General features: G+C 73.6%; 24 protein-coding genes and 1 pseudogene. 16 read left to right on the top strand and 9 right to left on the bottom strand.

The window, feature by feature from the left end; translation table 11 throughout:
- Positions 1 to 185 precede the first annotated feature (185 nt).
- From BN2279_RS11620 to BN2279_RS11605, 4 genes and pseudogenes are all read right to left on the bottom strand, one after another.
- On the bottom strand, positions 186 to 1403 hold the full coding sequence (locus tag BN2279_RS11620; RefSeq protein ID WP_059008620.1) for a glycosyltransferase family 4 protein: 1218 nt from the start codon (positions 1401 to 1403) through the stop codon (positions 186 to 188).
- Positions 1400 to 1855 carry a hypothetical protein gene (locus BN2279_RS30555; RefSeq protein ID WP_059008753.1) on the bottom strand — a complete coding sequence of 152 codons (456 nt, stop codon included), beginning with the start codon at positions 1853 to 1855 and terminating at the stop codon, positions 1400 to 1402. The genes BN2279_RS11620 and BN2279_RS30555 overlap by 4 nt, the downstream gene beginning before the upstream one ends.
- Positions 1855 to 2778 (bottom strand): sulfotransferase family protein, encoded by a 924-nt coding sequence (locus tag BN2279_RS11610; RefSeq protein ID WP_059008619.1) that lies wholly within the window; start codon positions 2776 to 2778, stop codon positions 1855 to 1857. The genes BN2279_RS30555 and BN2279_RS11610 overlap by 1 nt, the downstream gene beginning before the upstream one ends.
- 275 nt (positions 2779 to 3053) lie before the next feature.
- Positions 3054 to 3824: pseudogene (locus tag BN2279_RS11605) on the bottom strand (sporulation protein); the annotation flags it as partial.
- A gap of 867 nt (positions 3825 to 4691) precedes the next feature.
- On the opposite strand from BN2279_RS11605, the gene BN2279_RS11595 reads away from it, so the two are divergent.
- From BN2279_RS11595 to BN2279_RS11585, 3 genes are all read left to right on the top strand, one after another.
- Positions 4692 to 5363 carry a DUF3105 domain-containing protein gene (locus BN2279_RS11595; RefSeq protein WP_059008616.1) on the top strand — a complete coding sequence of 224 codons (672 nt, stop codon included), beginning with the start codon at positions 4692 to 4694 and terminating at the stop codon, positions 5361 to 5363.
- On the top strand, positions 5360 to 5971 hold the full coding sequence (locus BN2279_RS11590; RefSeq protein WP_234347754.1) for a DUF305 domain-containing protein: 612 nt from the start codon (positions 5360 to 5362) through the stop codon (positions 5969 to 5971). Before BN2279_RS11595 ends, BN2279_RS11590 begins: the two co-directional genes overlap by 4 nt.
- Positions 5972 to 6044: 73 nt before the next feature.
- Positions 6045 to 6332 carry a GNAT family N-acetyltransferase gene (locus tag BN2279_RS11585; protein ID WP_059008614.1) on the top strand — a complete coding sequence of 96 codons (288 nt, stop codon included), beginning with the start codon at positions 6045 to 6047 and terminating at the stop codon, positions 6330 to 6332.
- A gap of 2 nt (positions 6333 to 6334) precedes the next feature.
- On the opposite strand, the gene BN2279_RS11580 is transcribed toward BN2279_RS11585, so the two are convergent.
- The gene (locus BN2279_RS11580; protein ID WP_059008613.1) at positions 6335 to 6709 is read right to left on the bottom strand and encodes an RNA-binding S4 domain-containing protein; all 375 of its coding nucleotides are present in this window, start codon (positions 6707 to 6709) and stop codon (positions 6335 to 6337) included.
- A 204-nt stretch (positions 6710 to 6913) separates the two neighbouring features.
- Here BN2279_RS11580 and BN2279_RS11575 point away from each other — a divergent pair, with 204 nt between their 5' ends.
- Positions 6914 to 7288: a hypothetical protein gene (locus BN2279_RS11575; RefSeq protein WP_159037192.1), complete on the top strand. Its 375-nt coding sequence runs from the start codon at positions 6914 to 6916 to the stop codon at positions 7286 to 7288.
- A 30-nt stretch (positions 7289 to 7318) separates the two neighbouring features.
- On the opposite strand, the gene cutA is transcribed toward BN2279_RS11575, so the two are convergent.
- On the bottom strand, positions 7319 to 7639 hold the full coding sequence (cutA, locus tag BN2279_RS11570; RefSeq protein ID WP_059008611.1) for a divalent-cation tolerance protein CutA: 321 nt from the start codon (positions 7637 to 7639) through the stop codon (positions 7319 to 7321).
- Between the two features lie 96 nt (positions 7640 to 7735).
- Positions 7736 to 9163, bottom strand: a complete 1428-nt coding sequence (locus tag BN2279_RS11565; protein ID WP_199827709.1) for a dihydrolipoyl dehydrogenase family protein — start codon at positions 9161 to 9163, stop codon at positions 7736 to 7738.
- Between the two features lie 304 nt (positions 9164 to 9467).
- Here BN2279_RS11565 and BN2279_RS11560 point away from each other — a divergent pair, with 304 nt between their 5' ends.
- The 7 genes from BN2279_RS11560 to BN2279_RS11530 all read left to right on the top strand — a co-directional run bounded on the left by BN2279_RS11560 (position 9468) and on the right by BN2279_RS11530 (position 14792).
- Positions 9468 to 9956, top strand: a complete 489-nt coding sequence (locus BN2279_RS11560) for a hypothetical protein (protein WP_059008610.1) — start codon at positions 9468 to 9470, stop codon at positions 9954 to 9956.
- An 84-nt stretch (positions 9957 to 10040) separates the two neighbouring features.
- Positions 10041 to 10685, top strand: a complete 645-nt coding sequence (locus BN2279_RS11555; protein ID WP_059008609.1) for a UdgX family uracil-DNA binding protein — start codon at positions 10041 to 10043, stop codon at positions 10683 to 10685.
- Positions 10686 to 10764: 79 nt separating this feature from the next.
- On the top strand, positions 10765 to 11598 hold the full coding sequence (locus BN2279_RS11550; RefSeq protein ID WP_059008608.1) for an MIP/aquaporin family protein: 834 nt from the start codon (positions 10765 to 10767) through the stop codon (positions 11596 to 11598).
- 68 nt (positions 11599 to 11666) lie between these two features.
- Positions 11667 to 12170: an Lrp/AsnC family transcriptional regulator gene (locus tag BN2279_RS11545; protein WP_059008607.1), complete on the top strand. Its 504-nt coding sequence runs from the start codon at positions 11667 to 11669 to the stop codon at positions 12168 to 12170.
- Between the two features lie 83 nt (positions 12171 to 12253).
- Complete coding sequence (gene ddaH, locus BN2279_RS11540) at positions 12254 to 13078, top strand: dimethylargininase (RefSeq protein ID WP_059008606.1); 825 nt, start codon at positions 12254 to 12256, stop codon at positions 13076 to 13078.
- 81 nt (positions 13079 to 13159) lie between these two features.
- Positions 13160 to 14341, top strand: coding sequence for an ornithine--oxo-acid transaminase (rocD, locus tag BN2279_RS11535; RefSeq protein WP_059008605.1), 1182 nt, complete (start codon positions 13160 to 13162; stop codon positions 14339 to 14341).
- A 103-nt stretch (positions 14342 to 14444) separates the two neighbouring features.
- Positions 14445 to 14792, top strand: coding sequence for a hypothetical protein (locus BN2279_RS11530; RefSeq protein WP_059008604.1), 348 nt, complete (start codon positions 14445 to 14447; stop codon positions 14790 to 14792).
- Positions 14793 to 14837: 45 nt separating this feature from the next.
- Here the strand turns inward: BN2279_RS11530 and BN2279_RS11525 are convergent, their stop codons facing one another.
- Together BN2279_RS11525 and BN2279_RS11520 are read right to left on the bottom strand one after the other, a co-directional pair.
- On the bottom strand, positions 14838 to 15218 hold the full coding sequence (locus tag BN2279_RS11525) for a DUF2267 domain-containing protein (RefSeq protein ID WP_324612832.1): 381 nt from the start codon (positions 15216 to 15218) through the stop codon (positions 14838 to 14840).
- Between the two features lie 121 nt (positions 15219 to 15339).
- Positions 15340 to 16389, bottom strand: a complete 1050-nt coding sequence (locus tag BN2279_RS11520) for a zinc-binding dehydrogenase (protein ID WP_059008602.1) — start codon at positions 16387 to 16389, stop codon at positions 15340 to 15342.
- 110 nt (positions 16390 to 16499) lie between these two features.
- Between BN2279_RS11520 and BN2279_RS11515 the strand changes: the two genes are divergently transcribed.
- The 5 genes from BN2279_RS11515 to BN2279_RS11495 all read left to right on the top strand — a co-directional run bounded on the left by BN2279_RS11515 (position 16500) and on the right by BN2279_RS11495 (position 21265).
- The gene (locus tag BN2279_RS11515) at positions 16500 to 17093 is read left to right on the top strand and encodes a TetR/AcrR family transcriptional regulator (RefSeq protein ID WP_059008601.1); all 594 of its coding nucleotides are present in this window, start codon (positions 16500 to 16502) and stop codon (positions 17091 to 17093) included.
- 179 nt (positions 17094 to 17272) lie between these two features.
- A complete protein-coding gene (locus BN2279_RS11510) occupies positions 17273 to 18487 on the top strand; it encodes an acyl-CoA dehydrogenase family protein (RefSeq protein ID WP_059008600.1) in 1215 nt (404 codons plus the stop codon).
- A complete protein-coding gene (locus BN2279_RS11505) occupies positions 18484 to 19557 on the top strand; it encodes a phosphotransferase family protein (protein WP_059008599.1) in 1074 nt (357 codons plus the stop codon). The genes BN2279_RS11510 and BN2279_RS11505 overlap by 4 nt, the downstream gene beginning before the upstream one ends.
- Before the next feature lie 20 nt (positions 19558 to 19577).
- A complete protein-coding gene (locus BN2279_RS11500; RefSeq protein WP_059008598.1) occupies positions 19578 to 20225 on the top strand; it encodes a histidine phosphatase family protein in 648 nt (215 codons plus the stop codon).
- A 71-nt stretch (positions 20226 to 20296) separates the two neighbouring features.
- Positions 20297 to 21265, top strand: coding sequence for an NADPH:quinone oxidoreductase family protein (locus BN2279_RS11495; RefSeq protein ID WP_059008597.1), 969 nt, complete (start codon positions 20297 to 20299; stop codon positions 21263 to 21265).
- The last annotated feature ends 126 nt before the right edge of the window (positions 21266 to 21391 follow it).

Raw genomic sequence — 21391 nt, 5'->3', positions numbered from 1 at the left:
GGGCCTCGGGGCGCGGGTGGGCCGGTGCGGGCGTGTCGATGCTCTGGCTGGTCAAACGGGCTCCCTGTCGGGGTGGTGCTGCGGATCGTGGCGGGGCCTCCCTCGTACGACGATACGATAAAGATGCTTAATACACGTAACGAGTTGGCGAAATCTTTGCCGCCCCCAGGGGTCCCCGGCCCGGCCTACCGGGGTCCGCGCACCAGGGACCCCGGCTCCGAAGCCCCGGGTACGCCGTTCCCGCGCTCCAGCGCCTCGAACAGCTCCGTCCACCGCTCCCGGATCGCCTCCGGACCGTACGCCTGGACGGTGGCGAGCGCCGCGTCGCCCATCTCGGCGCGCAGCGCCTCGTCGCCCATCAGCCGCCGCATCGCCGCCGCCAGCCCGTCCACATCGCCCGGCGGGACCAGCAGCCCCTCCTTGCCGTCGGTGATCACGTCCGAGGGGCCCGTCGGGCAGTCGAAGCTGACCACGGGCAGCCCGTGCGCCATCGCCTCGATCATCACCATCGGCAGTCCCTCGTACCGTGAACTCAGCACGTACATCGAGGCCTTGGCCAGCTCCTCGTCCATCTCGTCGGTGCGGCCCATCAGGAAGACGTGGTTGTAGAGGTGGTGCTCCTCGATGAGCCGGCGCAGCCGCGGCTGCTTGTTCCCCGTGCCGAAGATCCGCAACTGCCAGTCGGGGTAGGCCTCGACGGCCTGCCCGAACGCGGGGATCAGCAGGTCGAACCCCTTCTGCGGGCGCAGCCGCCCCGCCGCCACGGCGATCTTGTTCGCGCAGGTGGACGGCTTCTGGTCCAGCGAGTGCACGGCGTTGGGGATGCGGACGACGCGGGTGCCGGGGGCCAGCCGCAGATAGTCGTCGCGGTCCCGGCCGGTCAGCACGGCCACGGCGTCCAGGTGCGGGTACCAGCGGGCGATGGCCGCCCGCAGGTCCGGGCGGTGGGTGCCCAGGTTCATGTGCTCCTGGCCGACCCGGAGGACCCCGCCGGTGGCGAACTCGGCGGCCAGGATGTTCAGCGCGGGCCGGGTGGTGACGAGGATGCCGTCCCGCAGCCCGCGCAGATAGCCGATCACCGCGCGTTCCACGGCCCGGTTGATGGCCTTGTGCCCCGGCTCGCTGCCCGGCACGTACCGGGGCGGACGGGCCGCCCGCCGCCGTTCGCGCCACGCGCGCAGCCGGCCCGCCGGCCCGGGGGCGGCGGCGTGGCCGCGCAGGTCGGCGATGTCGCTGAGCCGTCCCCGCGGATCGACCGCGAGGGGCGGCTCGCCCGCCCGCCGCACCACGCTCACCACCTCGACGTCGTGGCCGGCCGCCGCCATCGTGTTCGCCTGGGTGAGCACGGTGCGGATCGTTCCGCCCATGCCGTACGCGTGCAGCAGCAGATAGCGGATCCTCATGGCGCCACGCCCTCCCCGTCCTCGCGGACCTCGCGGACCTCGACCGCGAGGTTGTCCCGCACGGTGTAGTACGGCCGGACGCGCGCCGTCCTGCCGTCCGCCGCGACGGTCTGACCGGGGTAGACCATGACGTGCTTCTTGCCCCGGATGTCGTCCAGCAGCCGCCCCACGCGCAGTCGCGGCGCGGTGGCGGCCGGGCCGGGCGCCAGGTGGGCGTCCCAGTAGGCGGGGAGCGCGACGTCCCGCGGCGCGAGGTCACCCACCGGGAGCGACACGTCGAACGCCGGGCCGTCGAGCGGTGCCGGGTACCGCAGCCGCCGCCCGTCGCCGTCCCGCAGGGTCAGCAGCAGCTCCCACGCCTCGCCGGCGGCCGGGGCCCGGCCGTGGAGGCGGCCGACCAGCCGGACCCTGCCGTCACGCGGCCACACCCGGTCCAGCTCCGCGTGCGCCATCACGCGACCGCCGACCCGGCCGGGTAGCCCCACGCCGCGCAGATCCCGCGCAGCGCGTCCGGCACCTCGCCCGGCGCGGGCAGCGCGCGGCCCGGCTGGACGCGGCCGGAGCGGATCTTGTCCTTCCAGTCGCCGAGCCCCTTGGCGACGACCCCCGTGTCGTGGTCGCCGTACTCCAGCATCCCCGGCTCCCACTCGATCTCCAGGAAGGAGCAGATGCCCTTGAGCGCCGTCGCCGGGTCGTCGGTCAGCTCCTCGTACCGCACGGTGTGCCCGGTCAGCCGCTTCCGGGCGCGCTCCACGGCGTTCATGAACCGCAGCGCGTCCAGCGCCGCCTCCTCCGGGCCGCGCCGGCCGGGATCCGCCTCGTGCCAGGACCTGGCGATGGAGGCCGGGTGCCGCAGGAGGAAGACGAACCGGGCGTCCGGCCAGCAGGCGGCGAGCCGCTTGTGCGCGAACGCGTTCCCCGGGGTCTTCTCGACGAGGACCGACTTCCCCGACTTCACCAGCTCGCGGTGCATCAGCCGGTCCCACAGCAGATGCTCGGCGTCGCCCCGGTCCAGACCGAGAGCGGCCAGCGATTTCTCCGCGAGCCCGGTGGAGAAATGGACCTCCAGACGGCGGAAATGCAGCTCGTGCGGCGCGTGGAGCCGGGAGTGGGCGTTCAGCATCATGCGCAGCAGCGTCGAACCGGACCGGACCGGCGCGATGATGAACACCGGCTGCCGCAGCAGGCGGTCGACGCGCGGGTCGCCCGGCGGTCGCACGACGGCGGCGGGCTGCGCGCGGCCAAGGGCCACCGGCCGGGCGGCGCGGGGCGCGGCGGGCGCGGCGGTCGCCGCCGCGGGCCTGGGCCGGACCCGCCGGATCTGGAATCCGGGGGCGGAGCCGAGCGTCTTGTTGATTTTCCGGAGCAGGGTCATGGCGCACGAGGCTAAACCCCGGAACGGCACCGAATTCACGCCCGTTCATCCGGCGGAAATACCGCCACGGGGATTTTCCCGCGATTCCGGGGGCTTCCGGCCCGCCCTCGCGCGCGACGGCCTGACCCGGACGAGGGACGACGAAGCGGCGGGCCGCGTTGCCCGGTCTCACCCGGGGGAGTGAGGGGGGCCGGGGAACGGCGCCGCCCGGGCCGGGCCCCGCGGGCTCCGGTCCGGGCGGCGGCAGGCGTCCGCGTCGGCGGCGGGTGTCAGCGCCGGCGCTCGGCCAGGCGGCGCACCCAGCCGTCCACCTCGGCGTTCCAGTCGGTGGTGGCGACGCTCTGGTGGCTGACCGTGTACCGGCCCAGGGAGTCGCCGCCGCCGGTGAACATGCCACCGCGCTTGTCGGCCTCCAGCACCACCTCCACACCGGACGGCGAGGCGATGAAGCTGATCTCGATCTCGTTGATCGCGTGCGCGTAGTGCGGCGGCGGCGTGATCTCGATCTCCTGGTAGAACGGCAGCGTCTGGCCCGTTCCCCCTATCCGGCCCAGCTCCAGGTCGGCGGACTTGAAACCGAAGCCGAGCTGCCCGAACGCCTCCAGGATCGCCTGCTGCGCGGGCAGCGGCCGGACCAGCAGCGGGTCCAGGTCGCCCTGGTCCACCGCGCCCGCCACCGCCAGCTCGGTCTTGACCCCCAGCACGATGCCCAGCGGCTGGCCGTAGACCTCGGTGATCGGCGTCTCCCAGGGGACCTGCACGGAGAACGGCACCGCGAACTGCTGCCCCTCGCCCAGCTTGAAGCCACCGCCGACCGTCTGGCTGTGGAAGGCGACCGTGCCCTGCGTCTCGTAGTCCCCGCCCTCGGCCTCGACCCGGGCCACGAAGTGGAGCGTCACATGCGTGATCTCCGCGTCGTTCGAGCCGCCGCGCACCAGCACCTGGCCGGCCAGGGCCGAACCCGGGACGACCGCACCGCCGTTGAGGACCGTGTCCACCGAGGGACCCCCCACGCCGAGCGCTCCGAGCAACTTCTTGAATACCATCCCGGCGTCTCCTTAGCGTCCTTCACATCAATGGATCACAACTCACCTGTGGCGCGAAGCCGTTCCCACGCTACCGGCCGACGGGCCGCGCGGCGGCGAACCCGGCGGTAACGGTGTGCGGCGCCCCGGCCGCCCCCGGTGCCCGCGGGGGCCTTGGCCCGCGCGGCCGGATGAGTACGATGGCCGACGATGACGACGATACGAATACCCGGTCATAGACCCGGCCGGAGACCGGGCGGGGACACCAGACGTGCCGCCGTCTCCGGCTGCGCGCTCGTCATCGTCTCCCTGCTGTGCGCCCTCGGCCTCACCGTGCCCGCCGCCGCGGAGCACCGCGCCGAGCGGAGCCCGGTGACGCGGACCCTCGTCCGGCCGCTCACGGCCCCGACGGCCGCGGCCCCCATCGACATGGTCGATGCCGAACGACCCGGCAGCACCTGCCACGTCGGCCCGGGCACCGCCACCGACCCGCTGCCGCCGCCCCCGCTCGCACTCCACGTCCCCGCCCTTCGTGCGTTCTGTCTGCGCCCTCTGCCGCCCCCACTCCTTTTACCCTCTTTTTTACTTCACTCCTTCCGCACCCCCCTACATCTCCACTCCCCTCTTCGTCGGCAGCGTCAGAATGTGTATAAGCGCCAGCCCCCCCCCCCCCCCCCCCCCCCCCCCCCCCGGCGCCGCCCGCCGCCCGGTCGCGGGCCGTGCCGGGCATCACCGGCGCCGCGTACGACGGCGCCCACTCCGTCGATCTGCACCGCCTCCAGGTCCAGCGAACCTAGCCGGGAAACGCCTTCTCCGCGTTCTTCGTGTTCTTCGCGTTTCCCCCTTTCCCCCCTTCTTTTCTGGCTTTCCTTCGCTTAAGGACCTTCCATGGCCGCCAAGCCCAGCAAGTCGAACAAGCAGCAGGTTCTCGCCGCCCGCCGGGCCAAGATCGAGGACGCCCGCCGCAAGGAGCGCGCCCGCGACCGCCGCAACCGCCTGATCGCCATCGTCTCCAGCGCCGTCGTCGTCGCCGCGCTCGTCACCGGCATCGCCATCGCCGTGGCCGGCGCGGAGAACGACGACAAGGAGAGCGGCCCCAAGCTCAACGCGGCCTCCGCCTCGGACATCCGCGGCGAGAAGACCTGGTCCGGCCTGACCCAGACCCACGTCGAGACGGACGTCGACTACCCGATGAACCCGCCGGTCGGCGGCGACCACAGCGCGATCTGGATGAACTGCGACGCCGACGTCTACACCGAGGAGATACCGGACGAGAACGCCGTCCACTCCCTGGAGCACGGCGCCGTGTGGGTCACCTACAACGAGTCCGCGACCGAGGCCGACATCGAGACCCTCGCCACGCGCGTCTCCGCCACCCCGTACTCCCTGATGAGCCCCAAGAACGACCAGAAGTCCCCGATCACCCTCACCGCCTGGGGCCACCAGCTCACGCTGGACAGCGCCTCCGACGAGCGGGTCGCGGAGTTCTTCGACACCTACGTCCAGGGCGCCCAGACCCCCGAGCCCGGTGCGGCGTGCAGCGGCGGGCGGGCCGAGTGACCGGACGGCGCCTGGTCCTGGCCGGCAGTGCCGCGATCGGGCTGATCGCCGCCGTGCTGATCGCCCTCACCCTGCTCGCCCCGGCGTCGTCCGCCGACGCCGACCCGCCGGGGGAGGACTCCGCCGACGTCGGCTTCGCCCGCGCCATGGCCGTCCACCACCAGCAGGCCGTCGAGATGTCGTTCATCGTCCGCGACCGCACCGACGACGAGGAGGTGCGGCTGCTGGCGTACGACATCATCAACACCCAGGCCAACCAGCGCGGGATGATGCTGGGCTGGCTGGAGACCTGGGGCGTCCCCAAGAGCACCCCGGAGCCGATGGCCTGGATGGGCGAGGGGCACGGGGGGAGCGGTGGTGCCGCCGCGATGCCCGGCATGGCGACCGACGAGGATCTGGACGCGCTGCGTGCCGCCGAGGGGCGCGACGCGGAGGTGCTGTACCTGGAGCTGATGACCGCGCACCACCGGGGCGGCGTCGAGATGGCCGAGGCGGCGACCGGGCTGGCGGAAACCGGCGAGATCACCAACCTGGCGTCGGGCATGGTCCGTGCCCAGGACTCGGAGATCCAGCTCATGACCGGCATGCTGGCCGAACGCGGCGCATGACCTGTGTCCCGGGCCGTCCCGGGCCGTCCCCGCCGGAGTGCGGGGCGGCCCGGGACGCGCCAGGATGGGGTTCATGAGCGCATCGGTCTCGGTCCGGGACAACACGGACGCCGCCCGTTTCGAGGCGTGGATCGGCGGCGAGCTGGCGGGCTACGCGGAGTACGCGCGCACCGGCAGCGTCGTCGAGTACCCGCACACGGAGGTACGGCCCGACCACGAGGGCGAGGGTATCGGCGGCGCCCTCGCCAGAACCGCCCTGGACGACGCCCGCGAACGCGACCTGCGGGTGCGGGCGAGCTGCCCGTTCATCTCCGGCTGGCTGGAGCGCCACCCCGAGTACCAGGACCTGCGGGACCGCTGACCTCAGCGACCGCGCAGCCGCTCGATCTCCCGTCGCTCCCGCTTGGTGGGCCGCCCGGCCCCCCGGTCCCGTACGGGCACCTCGACCGCCGCCTCGCGCGGAGGTGGCGGCGGACTGTTGTCGACATAGGCCTCGGCGGCGACGGGAGCCCCGACGCGCTTGCGCAGCAGCTCCTTCACGACGACCACCCGCTCCCGCCCCTCCAGCCGCAACCGCACCTCGTCGCCGGGGCGGACGGCATAAGCCGGCTTGACCCGCTCCCCGTTGACCTTCACGTGCCCGCTCCGGCACGCGGCGGCGGCGACGGCCCGCGTCTTGGTCAGCCGCACCGACCAGATCCACGCGTCGACCCGTACTCCGCCCTCGCCAGCAGCCATACCCCGACTCTAAAGCCTCCGCCCGGCCCGGAGCCCGGCGCCCGCGCATCACGGCCGGGCGGGCACCCCCTGAATCCGTTGATATGCCTGTGCGCAAATCGTGTTGGCGTGGCAGACGTGCCGGGGGGTGGTCTGAAAGAGTGTTCGGAAGGAGGAGTCGGAGGAGGACACACAGTGAAGACCTCACCCAGGACGCTGGGGCTCGTGACACTCACGCTTCTCGCCGCCGCGGGATGCGGTCTCCGCGACACCGTGCCGCCGGACGGGCAGGACGCCCGCCCGGTGCTGTCCACGGACGGCCCGACCGCGCCCGAGCCGAGCGTGGACCTGACGGAGCCGTCTCCCGACGAGGCACTGACCGACGCCGTGACTCCCGAGCCGCCCGAGCCCGAGCCGTCGGAGCAGGCGCCCGCCGCGCCCGCCGAGGAGGAACAGGAGCGGGCGGAGCCCCGGGACCAGTCCGTGCCGGACACCGACCGGGCCGTTCCCGAGACGGCGTGCGACATCGGCGACCGGTCCCTGGGGGACTTCGTCGGCGACGTGTGCGAGGAGATCCTCAGCGGCTTCGGCCAGGACTGAACGCGGCGGGCCGCCGCGCCGGCCCGCCGCTCAGGACGACGTCTCCTGATGCAGCCACTGGAGATACGCCGCGCTGCCCCGGGTGATCTCGGTGGCGATGATCTCCGGCGTCTCGTACGCGTGGACGCCGCGGATGTGCGCCTCCAGCGCGTCGTACTTCGCGGCCGGTGTCTTGTAGAGCACCCGCCACTCCTGGTCGGTCCGCACCGAACCCTCCCACCAGTACACGCTGGTGACCGGCCCGTCGATCTGCGCGCAGGCGGCGAGTCTCGCCTCGACCGCCGACGTGGCGAGCTGCTCGGCGTCCTCTCTGCTGTCCGTCGTCGTGAGCACCGTGATGTGCTCGGCCATCCGTCCGCCCTCCGTCCCGTCGTCCGCCGGTCCGTGCTCTTGTCGGGAAGTCGCTGCGAGGCTACCCGCGTCGGGGCCCCGGGCCACGCCCGGCGTTCAGCCCCGGTAGGTCTCCAGCAGGCGCAGCCAGATCTCGCTCATCGTCGGGAACGACGGAACCGCGTGCCACAGCCGGTCGATCGGGACCTCGCCGGTGACCGCGACGGTCGCCGCGTGCAGCAACTCGCCCGCGTGCGGGCCGACGAACGTGGCGCCGACGACGGTGTTCCGGTCCAGGTCCACGATCATCCGGGCGCGGCCCTTGTAGTCGTCGGCGTACAGCGCCGCGCCCGACACGTCGCCCAGTTCGTAGTCCACCACGCGGGTCCGGCGGCCCGCCCGTTCCGCCTCCCGCGCCGTCAGGCCGACCGAGGCGGCCTCCGGTTCGGTGAACACCACTTGCGGAACCGCCATATTGTCGGCCGTCGCCGCGTGCGGGCCCCACGGCGTCCCGTCGACGGGCGCGCCCGCGGCACGCGCGGCGATCACCGAACCCACCACGCGCGCCTGGTACTTGCCCTGATGGGTCAGCAGGGAACGGTGGTTGGCGTCGCCCACCGCGTACAGCCAGTCGCCCTCGACGCCCTGCACCCGCAGCGCGTCGTCCGTCTCCAGCCACGAGCCGGGCTCCAACCCCACGGTCTCCAGGCCCAGATCGGTGGTACGCGGCGCCCGGCCGGTGGCGAACAGGATCTCGTCCGCGTCGAGCCGCTCACCGTTGTCCAGCGACACCGTCACCGGGCCGGAGGAGCCGGCCCGGTCCACCCGCGTGACGGACACTCCGGCGCGGATGTCCACGCCCGCCGCCGCCAGTCCCTCGGCCACCAGCTCACCGGCGAACGGCTCCATCCTCGGCAATGCCCGGTCGCCGCGCATGAGCAGCGTCACCCGCGATCCGAGCGCGGCCCAGGCGGCGGCCATCTCCACGCCGACCACGCCGCCGCCCACCACGGCCAGCCGGCCCGGCACCTCCTTGGCGCTGGTGGCCTCCCTGCTGGTCCACGGCCGCGCGTCGGCGACCCCGGGCAGATCCGGCACGACGGCGGCGCTGCCCGTGCAGACCGCGACCGCGTGCCGGGCGGTGAGACGCCGGACGCCGCCGTCCGGCGCCTCGACGGTGACGGTCCGCGGCCCGTCGAGGCGGCCGTGGCCGCGGAACAGGTCGGCACCGGTCGACTCCACCCACGAAACCTGGCCGTCGTCCTCCCAGTTGGAGACGAAGCTGTCGCGCCTGGCGAGCACGGCCGCCGCGTCGAGCCGCCCGCCGGCCGCCTCCCGCGCACCGGCCACCGCGCGGGCGGCGGCGAGCGCGGCGGGCGGGCGCAGGAGGGCCTTGCTGGGGATGCAGGCCCAGTACGAGCACTCGCCGCCCACGAGTTCGCTCTCGACGACGGCCGTGCTCAGCCCGGCGGCCCGGGTCCGGTCGGCGACGTTCTCACCGACCGGTCCGGCGCCGATGACGATGACGTCGTAGGTGTCGCTCATCTGCGGAACTCCTCCGTGCGTGCGGGACCCTGACCGCTCCCACCGTATGCGGCGCGTGCGCGCCACGCAGGCCACGCCCCGGCTCCCCGCGCCTGTCGAACGAGGCGCACGGCCGCCCCACGCGAACAGCGCGCGGGCGGTGACGAGATGACTTCCGGTCATTCCGCCCACGGAACGGCCCCGGCGGCCGGGCGCGTGCCAGAGTGGAACGCTGTCGCCGAGCGATCACGAGGGGGCTTCGCTTGCGTTTCCGGACATGCGCGCCCGAACGGGACGGCCCCCTCCCGGGGCTCCGGAGGATGACATGACACCGGGCGTGCTCCTTCTGGTCCTCCCGCTCGTCACCGCCGCGCTCATCGCCTACCTCTGCGGCACGCTCAGCAGCCGTGGCCGAAGGCTGTGGCGCGACGAGCCGCGCTCGTGGGCCGACGGGGCCGTACTGCTCCTGGCCGCCGCCCTGGTCCTGTACATCCCCGGAGCGATGTACACGTGGAACGGGGGAGAATCCGACTACCACGCCTGCTCGATCGCGCGGTACGGCTCTCCCGAAGCCCCGGGCCGGGACGCGGACAACCCCGGTCTCCACGCGCGTGAGGTGAGGTACTTCCCGGTCGCCGCGGTCTGCCACTGGTCGGACGGGGCGATCGACACCGTGCCGCCCTGGATCAATCCCGCGCTCCTCTCCTGTCTCGCCGGATCGGCGCTCCTGGCGGTGACCTCGGCCGCGCGCCGCACGCCACGTCGCCGGGCCCGGTCGGCGCGTTCCCGTGACCGGGCGGCGACGGAACGGTGAGTCCGCGCGTCGTGCCGTCGAGGCGGCCGGCCGTCACCCGTCCCGGCCCGGTAGGCCCGCGTCCGCCGGGGTACCCGGGCGGGCATGCGTGAGGACGACAGGTACGACGCGACGCCGTACGTCCCGGACGGTGCCGGCCTGGCGGCCCTGCGGCGCGCCGCCGCCGGGTGTGAGGGGTGCCCGCTCCACCGGGACGCGACACAGACCGTGTTCGGCTCGGGGGACACCGCCGCGCGGGTGCTGCTGGTCGGGGAGCAGCCCGGCGATCAGGAGGACCGGCGCGGCGAGCCGTTCGTCGGCCCGGCCGGGAAACTGCTGGCCCGCGCGATCGACGACGCGGGCCTCGACCCGGCCGGGACGTATGTGACGAACGCGGTGAAGCACTTCAAGTTCACCCGCACCGGCTCGGGCAAGCGCCGCATCCACAAGGCGCCGGGGCTGCGCGAGCTGAGCGCGTGCAAGCCGTGGCTGCTGGCGGAACTGCGCGCGGTGGAGCCGGAGGTCGTGGTCGCGCTGGGCGCCACGGCCGGCAAGGCGCTGCGCGGCTCGGCGTTCCGCGTCACGAAGGAGCGCGGCGTTCCGCTGCCCTTGCCCGACGCGGACGGCGCGGTGCTGGTGGCGACGATCCACCCGTCCGCCGTGCTGCGGGCGGACGAGGACCGCGAAGCGGTCTACGCGGGCCTGGTCGCGGACCTGCGCGTGGCGGCCGGAGCGCTGCGCCCAGATTGACCCATATGCGCGGAATGTGCGATTTCACCCGCCGGTCGTGGGGTACCCGGACGCCTCGACGAACCCCCGGGAGGCACCCATGACCAGGTCGGCGCGGCGGCGGCGTCCGGTCCGGCGGATCGCGGCGTCCCGGCTGGCCACGGGCGGCTGGCACCCGGTCGACTGGCTGTGCGAGCTGGCGGGGACGGCGTTCGTGCTGTTCGGCGCCTTCGTCCTGGTGGGCGTGGTGGAGAGCCCCCGGTCACCGGTCCACCAGGCCCTGCCCGCGACGGCGCTGCGGCTGACGCTGATCGGCGCCTCGATCGGGCTGCTCTCGATGACCGTGGCGCTGTCCCCGCTCGGACGCCGCAGCGGCGCCCATCTCAACCCGGCGGTGACCCTCGGGTTCTGGGCGCGCGGCCAGACCCACCCGCACGATCTGATCGGTTACGCCGCCGCCCAGATCGCCGGCGCCTGCCTGGCCGCGGCGGCCTTCCGGGCCACCGCCGGCTCGTGGGCGCGGACCGCCGGGTACGCTCGCACGGAGCCCGCCCCCGGACTGGGGGAGTGGCCCGCGCTCGGGATCGAGGTGGCGCTGACGTTCTGCCTGGTGTTCGCGATCTTCCTGATGCTCTCCTCGGCCAGGACCGCCCCCTGGACCCCGGTGGCGTCGGCCGCGGCGCTGACGGCGCTCGTGCCCATCGGCGGACCGCCGACCGGGGCCAGCATGAACCCGGCCCGCACGTTCGGGCCCGATCTGGTGACCGGGGAGTTCGGCGCCCTGTGGGTCTACTTCCTGGGGCCGTGCCTCGGCGTGATGCTGGCCGCCGCGGCCCTGCCGGTCCTGGCGTCCGGCCGCGACCTGCTGACCGCCAAGCTCTTCCACGACGCCCGGTACCGATCGGTCCACGCCTCCCGGCTGCCCACGGCCTGAGACGACAATGTCAGCGGCGCCACCGCGCCCCGGCATCGCCGTCCGCACACCCCCGAGGGGCCGCCGTCATGACCAGTCACCCCATGGCCCTCGACGATCTCGACCGGAAGATCGTCGCCGCGCTGATCGAGAACGCCAGGACCAGCTTCGCCGAGATCGGCGCCGCCATCGGCCTGTCCGCCCCCGCCGTCAAACGCCGCGTCGACCGGAGGCGGGAGGCCCAGGTGATCACCGGGTTCACCACGATGGTCAGCCCCCCCGCCCTCGGCTGGCGCACCGAGGCGTACGTCGAGGTGTACTGCGACAGCGCCGCCCCGCCCCGGCGGCTGGCCGAGGTGGTGCGGGACTACCCGGAGATCACCGCCGCCATGACGGTGACCGGCGGCGCCGACGCCCTGCTCCACATCCGGGCCAGCGACATCGCGCACTTCGAGGAGGTGCTCGAACGCATCCGCGCCGAGCCGTTCATCCGCAAGACGATCAGCTTCATCGTCCTCTCCCACCTCATCGCCGGCAGCCCGGAGGCCGCGGCCAGCCCTCCCACCCATCCGGACGAAACGATCAGCCGCTGATCGGCCCAACAACGCAACACCGCTGCGCGCCCGCGCAATCGTGGTTTCTTGTCGGTTACCGCACCCGTTCCTACCGTTGATCCATGGGACCCTCACGCGCGCGGCGATCCCGGCGCTACCTGACCTGCGAGCCCCGGCACTTCGACGTGCTGTACGCGATCAACCCCTGGATGCGCGTGGGCACCCCCGTCGACACCGGGCTGGCGCTGACGCAGTGGCGGACGCTGGTCGGCGCGTACCGCGACCACGGGCACACCGTGGAGACCGTGCCGCCCGTTCCCGGCCTGCCGGACATGGTCTTCGCGGCCAACGCGGCGCTGGTCCTCGGCGGCCGGGCGTTCGGCTCGCGGTTCCGCGCGCCGCAGCGGCGGCCGGAGAGCGCGGCGTACGGGCTGTGGTTCAAGACGGCGGGCTTCGACGTGCACGAGCCGCGGGCGGTCTGCGAGGGCGAGGGCGATCTGGTGCCGGTCGGTCCTTACGTCCTGGCCGGGACCGGCTTCCGCACCGCTCCGGCCGCGCACGCGGAGGTGCGGGAGTTCTTCGGCGTGCCGGTCATCGGCCTGCGGCTGACCGACCCGAGGTTCTACCACCTCGACACGGCGCTGTTCGTCCTGGAGGACGAGGGGCCGGATGCGAACATCGCCTACTACCCGGGGGCGTTCTCCCCGGGCAGCCGCGCGGTGCTGGAACGGCTCTTTCCGGACGCGGTGATCGCGAGCGAGGACGACGCCCTGGCGTTCGGCCTCAACTCCGTCTCCGACGGCCGGCACGTGTTCATCGACCCGGGAGCGCGGGACCTGATCCGCCGGCTCGCGCACCGAGGTTACGTCCCCGTCCCCCTCGACCTGTCGGAGTTCCGCAAGGCCGGCGGGGGCATCAAGTGCTGCACCCAGGAGATCAGGCCATGACCAGCGCGCCCCCGGCTCTTATACACAACTTCGGGCCCACGAGACCGGCAGCCCCGCCCCGCACGCCGCTCGTCGGCGGAGCTGATCGCCGCCGAGGAATCGGCCCTCGCGCACAACTACCACCCGCTGCCCGTGGTCGTCGCGCGCGCCGAGGGCGTCTGGGTGGAGGACGTCGAGGGGCACCGCTACCTCGACATGCTGGCCGGCTACTCGGCCCTCAACTTCGGCCACCGCCACCCGGAGCTGGTGGCGGCGGCACACCGCCAGCTCGACCGGCTCACCCTCACCTCCCGGGCCTTCCGCAACGACCGGCTGGCCGGCTTCGCCGAGGGCCTGGCCGAGCTGACCGGCCTGGACATGACACTGCCGATGAACACCGGGGCGGAAGCGGTGGAGAGCGGCATCAAGGTCGCCCGCAAGTGGGCCTACGACGTCAAGGGCGTCGCCCCCGGCGAGGCGACCATCGTGGTGGCCGCCGACAACTTCCACGGCCGCACGACCACCATCGTCGGTTTCTCCACCGACCCGGTCGCCCGCGAGGGCTTCGGCCCCTTCACACCCGGCTTCCGCGTCGTCCCCTACAACGACCTCGCCGCGCTGGAGGCCGCCGTGGACGACACCACGGCGGCCGTGCTCATCGAGCCCGTCCAGGGCGAGGCGGGCGTCATCATCCCCGACGACGGCTACCTCGCCGGGGTACGGGAGCTGACCCGGCGCACCGGCACACTCTTCGTCGCCGACGAGATCCAGTCCGGTCTCGGCCGCACCGGCACCACGCTCGCCGTCGACCACGAATCCGTCCTGCCGGATGTGCTGCTGCTCGGCAAGGCCCTGGGCGGCGGCATCGTGCCGGTCTCCGCCGTCGTCGCGCGCCGCGACGTGCTCGGCGTGCTGCGGCCCGGCGAGCACGGCTCGACGTTCGGCGGGGACCCGCTGGCCGCCGCCGTCGGCCCGGCCGTCGTGGACCTGTTGCGGACGGGGGAGTTCCAGCGGCGGGCCGCCGAACTGGGCCGGGTGCTGGACGCGGGGCTGGCGGCCCTGGTCGGCAGGGGCGTCGTCGCCTACCGGTGCCGGGGACTGTGGGCGGGCGTGGACGTGGAACCGGCCCTCGGCACGGGCCGGGAGGTGTGCGAGCGGCTGATGGGGGAGGGCTTGCTGGTGAAGGACACCCACGGCTCGACGATCCGCCTGGCGCCGCCGCTCACCATCACCGAGGACGAACTGGAGTGGGCCCTGAGCGTGCTGGCGGGCGTTCTCGGCTGAGCCCCACCCTCACCCGATCGGGGGACAAGGCGCGTACCGGCCGTCACTGTGGGTAATCGTAGGGAGACGAGCCAGTGGGACTTCGCCGGGAGGGGCGAGCAAGATGCGCATCCGCCAAGCCGTGGGGGCCGCGTTCGCGGCGGTGCTCCTCACGATCGCCGGGCCGGCCGCCGTGGCCCAGGCCGGCACCGGGACGTTCACGTACCACACAGTCGGGGGAAACGAGGGCGCCCTCGACGATGTCGAGCCTTATCAGTGCTACGAGCTGGGTGATTCCGACGAGCCGGTCATGAGCGGTTTCAACGGCACGGTGTTCACCGCCGTGCTGTACGGGGACACCCGCTGCGACACCGAGATAGGCCGTGTCGAGCGGACCACCGGCTATGACACGGACCCGGTGAGCAGCGTGCAGTTCTTCCCGCCCTGCGCCTCCGGGGACCCCGCCGACTGAGCCCCCGGGGAGCGCGCCGTCCCGCCGGCGCGGGCCGCCCGTCGCTCAGGCGGCGCGCGCCAGCTCCGCCCGGCCGAAGAGCAGGGCGTAGCCCGGCGGGAGCGCGCCGATCACCCTGTCCACCAGATCCTCGTCGGCCGTCTGCGCCACGACACAGAGCACCGAGCTGACGTCCCACCGGGCGGTGGCCTCGGTGGCGCCGTCGAACCGCGCCGCCACGTCGCGGACGAACTCGGCGGCGGCCAGCGGCCGTTCGGCCGGGTCCCCGCCGACCAGCAGCGCCGCCGCCTCGGTGGGCAGCGAGCGGGCCAGATCGGCCCGCTCGTCGCCCGTCAGATGGCCGCCCAGCTCGGACAGCACGACGCGGGTCACCCGCTCGGCCTCCGATCCGGATTCGTACTGCCCGTACTGCCTCACCTGCTGCACAAGTTCATTCCAGCCCATGTCGGCCAGCTACCCCCATTCGGGAGTTCTATGGAAAATGCGGTCCGCGCCACATCCGGCCCCGGTCGCGCATGTCCGCGCCCCGCCCGGGCACAAGAACCAGCTACGGCACGAGCACCAGACGGACCGGATCGCCGGTCTTGTGCTCCAGCCGCTCCACCGCTTCGGCCGCTTCGGACAGGGGAAGGTGACCGCTGATCGAGGGGCCGAGGTCGAGCCGGCCGGCCGACGCCAGCCGGACGAGCTGCTCGACGTGCTCCGGGTCCGAGCCGTAGTGGCCGCGCAGTTGGTTGCCCCGATAGCTGAACAGGGTGCCGTTGGCGAGGGACAGCGGCTGCGGCGTGAGCCCGACCAGGACCAGCACGCCCCCGGTGGCGAGGGCACGGGCGGCCTGCTCGCGCACGGCCGGGACGCCCGCGAAGTCGAACGCGACGTCCAGGCCCGCGCCGTCGGTGGCCCGGCGCAGCTCGTCCGCGAAGTCCGGCGCCGCCGGGTCCAGCGCCACGTCGGCGCCGAAGGCGAGGGCCCGCTCGCGCGCACCGGGCAGCGGGTCCACCGCGATCACCGGCGCGGCCCCCGCCAGCCGGGCGCAGCGCACGCCGTGCGCGCCCAGACCGCCCGCGCCCCACACGCCGACGGCCTGCGCGGGCCGGACGCCACCGGTCGCCACCACGGCCGCGTAGGGCGTCGAGACCGCGTCGGGGATGATCGCCGCCTGGTCGAACGGCAGGCTGTCGGGGATGCGCAGCAGGGTGTCCTCGCGGGCCAGGGCGTACCGCGCCCAGCCGCCGTCGTAGTCCACGCCCCGGGTGAGGGTGCGCAGGCAGGAGGCCCGCCGGCGGCGGCAGTTGACGCACGCGCCGCAGCTCTGCCCGGCGACGAGGACGACGCGCGTGCCCGGCGTCCACTCCTCGGCGACGCCAGGTCCGGGGGTGTGCACGACGCCCGCGACCTCGTGGCCGAGGGTGACGGCGTCCGCGGGGTTGAACATCGGGCGCAGCGTGCCGTCGATGAGGTGGACGTCGGACAGGCAGACCCCGGCGGCCTTCACCTCGATCAGCACTTCCCCCGGCCCGGGGACGGGCACCGGCACCTCCTCGACGGCGAACCGCCTGGTCGTCAGATGCAGGCGGCCGGCGAGCATGGTCTCCACGGGCGGATCCCTCCTGGGGCACCGATGCGTCGGTGCATCGCGGGCGGTGTCGATCGTAGGCCCATCCTTCCCGGCAGTCGAGCAATGCTCAACAAGCTAGGGTGGGAGCCATGACCGCCCAGCCAGCGCGCCCCCGGGTGCGGCGCACCGCCGAGGAGCGGCGCAGGCAGCTCATCGGGATCGGGCTGCGGCTGCTGGTGACCCGTCCCATCCACGAGCTGTCGATCGACGAGGTGGCCGCCGAGGCCGGGATCTCCCGCGGTCTTCTCTTCCACTACTTCCCGACGAAGCGCGACTACTACGTCGCCGTGGCCCGCGCCGCCGGGCGGCGGCTGCTGAAGCACGCGACCGCGCCCGACAGCGACGACCCGGCCGAGCGGCTGCGCGGCATCATCCACGGGTTCGTCGGCTTCGTGCGGCGGCGGCACGACAACTACGTGGCCCTGGCCCGGGCCGGGGCGGGCGCGGACGATCAGGTGCTGGAGGCGTTCGGCGGCGTCCGCGCCGAGCTGACCGACCGCGTTCTCGCGGCGCTGGGAGAGCCGGCCGCGCCGCCGCTGACGCGGTACACCGTGCGGGGCTGGCTGGCGATGGTCGAGGAGATGGCCATCGAGACCCCCGTGGACGTGCTGTCCACCGAGGAGCTGACCGACCTCCTCGCCCGCAGCCTGGAGCGCATCCTGCCCCCGGCGACCCCGCGCTGACCGCCGTCGGGCCGCCACCGCACCGCCCCTCGTTCCCGATCGCCACCCTGACCAGCGCGCTTCCGCACGCGCGCCGGCGCACGCCGTCCCGAATCCGGGGCGGGCACACCGTTGAGCAATGGTCAGCAGGGCGCTAGCCTCCCTATCGAGCAATGGTCAATAAGGCGAGGAGTTCGGCCATGGACTTCGCACACTCCCCCCGTGCGCGCGACTACATCGAGAGAGTCGGGGGTTTCATCGAGACCGAGATCCTCCCGCGCGAACGCGAGTACTACACCGAGCTGTCGCGGCAGTCCGACCGCTGGCGCGTGCCCTCGCTGATCGGTGAGCTGAAGGCCAAGGCCCGCGCCGCCGGGCTGTGGAACCTCTTCCTCCCCGACGAGCGGTACGGGCCCGGTCTCACCATGACCGAGTACGCCCCCCTCGCCGAGCTGATGGGCCGCTCGCCCATGGCCCCCGAGATCTTCAACTGCAACGCCCCCGACACCGGGAACGCCGAGGTGCTCCACCTCTACGGCAGCGACGCCCAGCGCGAACGGTGGCTGGAGCCCCTGCTCGCCGGCGAGATCCGCTCCGCGTTCTGCATGACCGAGCCCGACGTGGCCTCCTCCGACGCCACCAACATGCGGGCCACCGCCCTCCTCGACGGCGACGACGTGGTGCTCAACGGCCGCAAGTGGTGGTCCACCGGCATCGGCCACCCCGACTGCCGGTTCGTCATCTTCATGGGCCTCACCGACCCCGACGCCCACCGCCACCAGCGCCACTCCATGGTCCTCGTCCCGCTGGACACCCCGGGCGTGCGGATCGAGCGGATGCTGCCCGTCTTCGGCCACTACGACGAGCCCTACGGCCACGGCGAGGTCTCGTTCACCGACGTCCGGCTGCCCCGCGACGCCGTCATCGCCGGACCCGGACGCGGCTTCGAGATCGCCCAGGGCCGCCTCGGCCCCGGCCGCATCCACCACTGCATGCGCCTGATCGGCCTGGCCGAACGCGCCCTGGAGCTGGCCTGCCGCCGGGCCACCGAGCGCACCGCGTTCGGCAAGCCCCTGGCCAACCTCGGCGGCAACCGCGAGCGCATCGCCAAGGCCCGCATCGCCGTCAACCAGGCCCGGCTCCAGGTCCTGCACACCGCCTGGCTGCTGGAGACCTCCGGCGCGCTCGGCGCGCTCAGCGAGCTGTCCCAGGTCAAGGCGTCCGTGCCGGCGATGGCGTACGAGGTCATCGACATGGCGATCCAGCTCCACGGCGGCGCCGGTCTCTCCGACGACTTCCCGCTCGCCGCCGCCCTCGCCGCCGCCCGCGCGCTGCGCCTGGCCGACGGCCCGGACGAGGTCCACCTCGGCGTGGTCGCCAGGATCGAGCTGGCCGCCTACCGGGAGCGGGCATGACCCGGCCCGGCACCGAGCCCGCGGCGGCGGGAAAGGTCCGCGACGAGGACGCCTTCGACGTCCCCCGTCTCGACGCCTGGCTGAAGGAACGGCTGGACGGCCTGACCGGCACGCCCGACGTCACCCAGTTCACCGGCGGCGCCTCCAACCTCACCTACCTGCTGCGCTACCCGGGCACCGACCTGATCCTTCGCCGCCCGCCCGCGGGCCGCAAAGCGTCCTCGGCCCACGACATGGCCCGCGAGTACCGGGTGCAGCGCCAGCTCAAGCCCGTGTTCGGGCATGTCCCGACCGTCCGCGCCCTGTGCCAGGACCCGGACGTCATCGGCGGCGACTTCTACGTCATGGACCGCGTGCCGGGCCTCATCCTGCGCCGCAACCCGCCCCCCGGGCTGGCGCTCGGCCCGGCCCGCGCCAGGGCCCTGTCGGAGACCTATGTCGACACGCTCACCGAACTGCACGGCATCGACCCCGCCGCCGCCGGCCTGTCCGACCTGGGCCGGGGAGCGGGGTACGTAGGCCGCCAGGTCGAGGGCTGGACCCGCCGCTACGAGCAGGCCCGCACCCGGAACGTGCCGGGGTTCACCCGCGTGACCGCCTGGCTCGCCGACCACCAGCCGGACGACGTCGCCACCTGCGTCATCCACAACGACTGGCGGCTGGACAACATCGTGCTGGCCGAGGACGACCTGCGCGTCCTGGGGGTCCTGGACTGGGAGATGGCCACCCTCGGCGACCCGCTGATGGACCTCGGCGGCGCCCTCGCCTACTGGGTGGAGCCCGGCGACGGCATCCTCGCCCGCCGCACCCGCCGCCAGCCCAGCGACCTGCCCGGCATGCTCACCCGCGCCGAGATCGTCGAACGGTACTGCGACCGGATGGGCCTGGCCACCGGCAACTGGCCCTTCTACGAGGTGTTCGGCCTCTTCCGGCTCGCCGCCATCGCCCAGCAGATCTACTACCGCTACCACCACAAACAAACCCGCAACCCGGCCTTCAAGAACCTGTGGATCTTCGTGCACCATCTCCACGGGCGCTGCCGCTCCACCATCCGCCGGGCCGGCCGCTGAGAGGCTGAAGAAAACACCTCATGCCCGTCATCCACCTTCTCCGCCACGGTCAGGCGTCGTTCGGCGGCCCCGCCTACGACGAACTGTCCGACCTCGGCCGCCGCCAGTCGGTGATAGCCGGCCGGGAACTGGCCCGGCGCGAGCCGCGCCACCCGCTCATCGTCTGCGGCACGCTGACCCGCCAGCTCGACACGGCCGGGATCGTCGTGGGCAGCGGCGGCTTCCCCATGGAGCCGCGCATCGACGCGCGCTGGGACGAGTACGACTTCCTCGCCGTGCTGGAACGTTACGCCGTGCCCGAGGAACCCATCGGGTCCGCCGGGGTGCAGGACGTCCTGGACCTGGCGCTGCTGGCGTGGATCGAGGACCCCGCCCAGGACGGCTGGCCCGCGTTCTCCGGTGGCGCGATCGCCGCCCTGGAGGACCTCGCCGCGACCGTGACCGCCGAGCGGCGGGACGCCGTCGTCGTCACCTCGGCCGGGGTCGTCGCGGCGCTGTGCGGCTGGCTCCTCGGACTGCCCCCCGGCGGCGTCGTCGCCCTGCACCGGGTCGCGGTGAACGCGGCCATCACCACGCTGGTGGTGGGCCGTTCGGGCACCAGCCTGCTGGCGTTCAACGACCACGCCCACTTCGCCGGCCAGGGCCGCGAACTGCTCACCTACCGCTGACCGGAACCCCGGGAGAACCCGGAAGAACCCGGGAGGACCCCGGGACGACCACCAGAAAGCGAGACAACGCCATGCGCGCCGTACACGTCACCCGGCTCGACGGGCCCAAGGCCGTGGAGATCGTGGACCTGCCCGAGCCGGAACCCGGCGCGGACCAGGTGCTGATCGACGTCCACGCCGCCGGGGTCGCCTTCCCCGATGTGCTGCTGACCCGCGGTCTGTACCAGATCAAGCCGGAGCCGCCGTTCGTGCCCGGATCCGAGGTGGCCGGTGTGGTGCGGTCCGCGCCGGAGGGCTCGGGGTTCGCGCCGGGTGACCGCGTCGCCGCGTTCCCCGCCTTCGGCGGCTTCGCCGAGCGGGTGGCCGTGGATGCCCGGCTGGTCTTCGCGCTGCCCGACCGGCTCTCGTTCGAGAGCGGGGCCGCCCTGCCGATGAACTACCTCACCGTCCACTTCGCCCTCAGCCGCCGGGGCCGGCTGCGCGCCGACGAGACGGTCCTGGTCCACGGCGCGGCCGGCGGCGTCGGCACCGCGGCGATCCAGTACGCCCGCGCGCTGGGCGCGCGGGTGATCGCCGTCGTCTCCAGCGACGCCAAGGCCGAGGTGGCCCGCCGGGCCGGGGCCCACGACGTGGTCCCGGTCGACGGCTTCCGGCAGGCCGTCGACGGGCTGACCGGCGGCCGGGGCGTCGATCTGGTGGTGGACCCGGTCGGCGGCGACCGGTTCACCGACTCGCTGCGCAGCCTGGCGACCGAGGGGCGGCTGCTGGTCATCGGCTTCACCGGCGGCGAGATCCCCACCGTCCGCGTCAACCGGCTGCTGCTGAACAACATCGAGGTCATCGGCGCCAGTTGGGGAGGCTTCTGGCTGCGGCGGCCCGACTATCTGCGTGAGCAGTGGAACGAGTTGCTGCCGCACCTGGAGGCCGGGCGCCCCGCCCCGCCGCTCGGCGCGACCTACGCGCTGGACGACACGGCCGACGCGCTGGCCGAGCTGGACGAGCGCCGGGCCCTGGGCAAGGTGGTCGTCCGCGTGCGGTGAACGGGCCGGCGCGCGGCGCGGACCTGCCGGAATTGTCACGAGCCTGACAGCGCGGACCGCGCCGCGCGCGCCCTCGGAACGAATAACTCCCGCACCTCTTTCCGCGTCGCGCGGGCGCCGTGGACA

Source organism: Streptomyces specialis (assembly GCF_001493375.1).
In the GTDB taxonomy this organism is placed as follows: Bacteria; Actinomycetota; Actinomycetes; order Streptomycetales; family Streptomycetaceae; genus Streptomyces; species Streptomyces specialis.
This window is presented reverse-complemented; position numbering and strand designations above follow the sequence as displayed.